The 6183-nt window shown below is 38.6% G+C and carries 3 protein-coding genes; all 3 read left to right on the plus strand.

Translation table 11 applies throughout. From position 1 onward, the window contains the following. On the plus strand, positions 1–3159 hold a 3159-nt coding region (locus tag JZY04_RS20525; protein WP_220577454.1), incomplete at its 5' end, for a TonB-dependent receptor. 25 nt (positions 3160–3184) lie between these two features. After that, a complete protein-coding gene (locus JZY04_RS20530; RefSeq protein WP_122143697.1) occupies positions 3185–4801 on the plus strand; it encodes a RagB/SusD family nutrient uptake outer membrane protein in 1617 nt (538 codons plus the stop codon). A gap of 246 nt (positions 4802–5047) precedes the next feature. Continuing rightward, a partial coding sequence (locus tag JZY04_RS20535) for an alpha-L-fucosidase (RefSeq protein ID WP_220577455.1) occupies positions 5048–6183 on the plus strand: 1136 nt, incomplete at its 3' end.

Genomic DNA, 6183 nt, shown 5'->3' on the forward strand with positions numbered 1-6183 from the left:
ACCGGTGAAACAGTCATCGGAGCAAGTGTTGTCGAGGTCGGTACCACCAATGGTGTTATAACCGACATTGACGGAAAATTTACGATCTCGGTAAATCCGAATGGGAAGATTAAGGTCTCCTATGTTGGTTATCAGCCTCAAACGATCGATGTGAAAGGCAAAAACTCTTTTAATATCAAGTTAAAAGAGGACTCTGAAATGTTAGCTGAAGTTGTTGTCACGGGATATGGTGGTAAGCAACTTCGTTCGAAAGTGACCAGTTCTATTACCAAAGTGAATGAGGAGGCATTAAAAGTAGGCGTTTTCTCAAATCCGGCCCAAGCATTATCCGGTGCGGTGGCTGGTCTAAAAGTGACACAGAGTTCTGGTAATCCTGGCAGCACCCCAAGTATTGTACTACGTGGTGGCACTGATTGGGACGGAAGCGGTGCACCTTTAGTCATGGTTGACGGACAATTACGAAGTGCTCTAAGTGATATAAATCCTGAGGATATTGAATCTATGGAAGTTCTGAAAGACGCCGGTGCCACTGCTTTGTATGGTGCACGTGCCAGTAATGGTGTTATCTTGATTACAACCAAAACGGGAAAAGCGGGACATCGTGAAATCAATTTCAAAGCAAAGGTGGGGCTAAATTATGTCAATAACCCTTATGAGTTTTTAGGTGCTAAAGATTTTATTACAGCTCTGCGCACAGCATATAATACAACTCCATGGGCTAATAAATCGTCACTTAATAGTGCTTCTGCATATGGAACGGGCAATAAATACGGTGATAATTTGGTTTGGAATTTGCTGGTTAAAAATAAGGAGAATGATTTTCTGTTAAATAAAGGTTGGCAACAAATGCAAGATCCTATTGATCAGTCTGTTACTCTTCTTTATAAAGACATTAAACCTTCAGATTATAATTTAAACAATCCATCTATTACTCAAGACTATAATATAAATATGTCTGGTGGTAATGATAAAGGGGCATATTATGCCGGATTAGGATATAACAAATCTGAAGGGCTCCCTATTTCTTCATTTTATGAACGATATAGTTTTGTGTTCAATGGTAATTACAAAGTAACTGACTGGATGACAGCCAGCTCAAACTTCAACTACAACCGTGCTAACTGGCGCTCTATGCCTGGTTCTCAGGGTGATGAGGGTAATTATTTCGGTCGAATTATGTCTTTGCCTCCTACGGTTCGTTATGAAGATGAAGATGGAAATCCGGTTTTAGGTCCCAATTCGAGTGACGGAAATCAGTCTTATCAGCCTGACAAATGGCTAATAGACAATCAGACTGATAAGTTTACGATGATTCAGTCTCTGGAAATTAAGCCAATGAAAAACCTAACTATTAAAGGAAATGCTAACTGGTATTATTCAGAAGGCGTGTATGAAAGTTTTACAAAAGATTATGAGACTGCTCCCGGGAAATTTGAAACATCAAGAAGCACTTCTGCAAAGTTTGAGCGAGACTTTTCTCAAACCTATAATGTCGTTGTGAATTACAATAATACGTTCGCGAAGAACCATTATGTTGACATCATGTTAGGTTCGGAGTATTACGACAAAAAGACAAAGGGATTCAGTGCTTCCGGTTCGGGTGCGCCGACTGATGATTTTGGGGACTTGGGCTTGACAAGCTCGGATAAAGGGAAGCGGGGAATTGATTCCTGGCACAGTCAATATCGTATTCTCTCTTACTTTGGACGCTTGAATTATGATTATCTGGGAAAATACTTACTGTCGGGAGTATTTCGTTATGATGGATATTCTTCTCTGCTGGGAAATAATCGTTGGGGCTTTTTCCCCGGTGTTTCAGCGGGATGGGTCTTCGGAAAGGAAGATTTCATTAAAAGTGCCATTCCGGATCTTTCATTTGGTAAGTTGCGTGCCAGCTATGGTGTGAATGGTAATGCTACAGGCATTGGAGCCTATACTTTACAAGGATCCTATAACTCTCAGAAGTATAATGGAAATGTAGGGTACCTAATTGGCTCTCTTCCCAATCCGGGATTAAAATGGGAGAAAACAAGTACAGCCGAAGTTGGTTTGGATTTGAGTTTTTTTGATAATCGCTTAAATGCAAATTTTACTTATTATAATCGTTTGACTATGGATAAGTATGCTGATTTAAGTTTGCCCACTACTACCGGATTTTCTTCAGTGAAAAACAATAATGGAGATTTTCGTAACAGTGGTCTTGAAATAGAGTTATCCGGTACCATTCTTAAGCTAAAAGATTGGACATGGAAAATGGGAGGAAACATTTCATATAATAAAAATAAGGTTGTTTCTTTACCTGATAATGGGCAGCCTAAAAATCGTATAGATGGACAGCAAATCTATACAGGGCGTAAAATTATGGACGAAAAAGGGAATCTGGTAGATGAGATCGTTTTCGTTGGAGGTAAACAGGAAGGGCAAGAGCCTGGCATCTTAGTTGGATATAAAGCAGAAGGTATTTATAAAAGCTGGGACGAAATTCCTGGAGATTTAGTAGTTAAAACAGGCAATTATCAAGGTAAATATCAATATGGTCCTAAAGCTTATGCAGCTTTATCGGATGCTGAAAAAGCGAAAGCTCTCCAGATCGAACCGGGTGATATGAAATGGAAAGACATTAATGGAGATGGACAAATTGATTCTTATGATCAAATTGTAATTGGTAATACGACTCCTCGTTGGTTTGGCGGTTTTAACACAACTTTGAGTTGGAAAGGTTTAACCCTATATGGGCGCTTTGATTTTGGTTTGGATTATTGGATTTACGATAATACAACACCTTGGTTCTTGGGATGTATGCAAGGTGGATATAATACTACAACCGACGTATTCAATACTTGGTCTGAAGGAAATCCAAATGCCAAGTATCCAAGATATGTATGGGCCGACCAGTTAGGCACTGCAAATTATTACCGTACTTCAACCATGTTCGCTTATAAAGGTAACTATTTGGCAATTCGCGAGATATCACTATCCTATTCTTTGCCTGAGGCACTTGCCCGCAAGTTATATTGCCAGAAACTGGATGTATCGGTTACAGGTCAGAATTTGGGATACATAACTTTTGCTAATGTAGCAAGCCCCGAAGTTTCAAAGGCGGGCTCTGGTTATGCATTGCCACGTACATTGCTTTTCGGTATTAATGTTACATTTTAATAACTCATAATTAATAAACAAGCATATGAAAAATATAAAATCTATTATTATATCGGGTGTTCTATTAGCCACTTCGGGGCTTATGACTACCTCGTGTAGTGATTTATTAGACTTATCTCCAATTGATTATTATGGTAGTGGTTCATATTGGACTACGGAGGCTCAAGTTACAGGTTATATGGATGGTATTCATAAACATATACGTGATGTGGCTGGACAGCATATTTTCACATTTGGAGAAATGAGAGGCGGCATTTATAAAAGTGGCAATGCTTCTGATGGTAATGCGCTAAATGGCGGTAGCATTATACTGCAGAATTTTGATAAAGATAACACCGGTGTAACAAACTTTGGTGGGCATTATGGACGTTTAGCCAATCTCAATTTATTTATTGACCGTGTAAGCAAAGCCGATTATGTAGATGAAGCAAAGAAGAGATTTTATTTGGGACAAGCTTATGGCTTGCGTGCTTTTATTTATTTTGAGCTTTATCGTATCTATGGAGGAGTACCTCTGCGACTTGATGTAGAAGTGATAGATGGAGTACTTGATCCCAATAAATTGTATATGGCTCGTGCTACCCCCAAGCAAGTTATGACGCAAATAAAAAAAGATCTGGATTTGTCAATAGAGTACTTTGGGAATATAACCAATTTCGATCCATATAACCGCGGTAAGAAAGTATATTGGTCCAAAGCCGCTACAGAGTGCCTGATGGGCGAAGTTTATTTATGGACTTCAAAAGTTACTACAGGTGACAATGAAGCTAATATAGCTGATTTACAAATCGCTAAATCACATCTGGAAAATGTAGCTAATAACTATGGTTTAAAATTGCTGGATAATTTTGCAAATGTATTTGAAGCCAAGTCCCACAAAGGCAATGACGAAATAATATTTGCTATACGTTATGCCGAAGGAGAAGCTACAAACGGCAATAACAATTATGTATATATGAATCAAGGTGAAATTGATAAAGCTGGTTATCGTGCTGACGGTTCTAAATGGGATGACCCGTTTGATGCCAAAAAAGGCGGAGCGCAATGGTATGAATATATTCCAGAACTTTTTCAGCTGTTTGATGTGAAGGATACACGCCGTGATGCGACTTTCATGGCGTCATATAAGAAAGATTCCGAAAACAATCTGGCTCTGTGGGGAACTCATGTTTGCAAGAATATAGGTTATATCAACGCAGAGGGTAACCGTGTTTATTGTGGTGATTATGTTTTTTATCGTTTGCCGTGGGTTTATCTTTCATTAGCTGAAATAGCCAATATGGAAGGTGATAATGCAAACGTAGAAAAGTATGTTAATTTAGTTCGTAAACGTGCATATGCGGAAAATTGGGATGAAAATATATATGCTTATAAAGCAGGTGATTTTACACAAAATGAATTAGCTGTTTTACACGAGAAAGACAAAGAGTTTGTCCAAGAAGGGCAACGATGGTGGGATGTACTACGCATGACTTTGACCAAAGGTGGAAAACATTTAGTTTTCTGCAAAGAAGCCAATTTAAAGAATAATGGCCAGCCTATTTTGAATGAAGTTACAGAGGCTTATAAAGTGCTTTGGCCGATAGAACAGAAAATGCTTGATAAGGATCCGGAAATAAAGCAAACTCCCGGATACAAATAATGTTTTTTCTGGAAATTGTATTTAATGATTGATAGTAAAAGTCATATTTATTAGTTTGGTTTATGACTTCTTAGTGTAATGACATATCGGGAGATATGTCATTACTAATAAATAATAGTTGAATATTTTCAAAATATGATTAATTTTATTAATATTGCATTATATTTTTAATTTTATATTTAATAAACAGGTTATATGAAAAAAAAATGGTTATTTCTGTTTTGTTTATTAGTTGCTATTTCCTCAATGGCTCAAAACAGCTATCAACCGCACTGGGAATCGCTTGACAAGCGTCCGGTTCCGACGTGGTTCGAAAATGCCAAATTTGGCATTTTCATTCATTGGGGGTTGTACTCCGTTCCTGCTTGGTCGCCCAAAGGGACATACTCTGAATGGTATAAATATTGGCTCGACAACAAAACACTAATGGGTAATGGGGATTTTAAGGGTACGGAAGTATCTGATTACCACTTGGAAATGTATGGAAGAGATTTTACCTATGCCGATTTCGCTCCTATGTTCAAAGCTCTTAGTTACGATCCCAATGAATGGGCTAAACTATTTGAATGCTCTGGTGCAAAATATGTAGTATTGACTACAAAGCATCATGACGGGTTTGCGTTATGGCCAAGTAAAGAGGCTTCTACCAGCTATGGACGGCCATGGAATAGTATGGAAATAGGAGCCCATCGGGACTTGGTGGGAGAATATGTAGATGCGTTACGGAAAACGGATATAAAAGTTGGATGCTATTTTTCTTTAAGAGAATGGGACAATCCACTTTATAATAAAGAGACAATGGACTTGTTTTATGAACGGCACTTCTTTCCGCAGTTAAAAGATTTGGTGAACCGCTATAAACCCGATTTGATATGGTCTGACGGGCCAGATCGATTAAATGACAAACAGTGGCAAGCTGAAAGGACATTAGCTTGGTTGTATTCAGAATCTCCGGTAAAAGACAGCATCGTGGTCAATGACCGCTGGGCCAATAACACCGGCAGAAAACATGGTGACTATTATACACGAGAATATAGCAGCACTAACAGTACTTTTGATAAGCCATGGGAAGAGTGCCGCGGAATTGGCCTCTCTTTTGGATATAATCAGAATGAAGATTTGGAAGATTACACTTCACCGAAAGCATTAATATTAACGCTTGCAAACATAGTTAGCCAAGGTGGAAACTTACTATTGGATATTGGTCCGAACGCTAATGGTAAAATTCCTCCTATAATGCAGGAACGCTTGTTGCAGATAGGTAAATGGCTGCAGGTAAATGGAGAAGCGATTTATGGGACACGTGCTTGGAACCGTTCATGCCAATGGACTAAAGGTAACAGGGAGTGGAAATCAAAAGAAAAGCATTATGTCAGTGGAGA

Origin of the sequence: Bacteroides sp. 11BF, assembly GCF_019633765.1 — a bacterium.
Classification (GTDB): domain Bacteria; phylum Bacteroidota; class Bacteroidia; order Bacteroidales; family Bacteroidaceae; genus Bacteroides; species Bacteroides hominis.

What these genes read in the sequence shown, in the direction of transcription:
- JZY04_RS20530 (WP_122143697.1), top strand. Translation starts at nt 3,185, where the DNA reads ATGAAAAATATAAAATCTATTATTATATCGGGTGTTCTATTAGCCACT.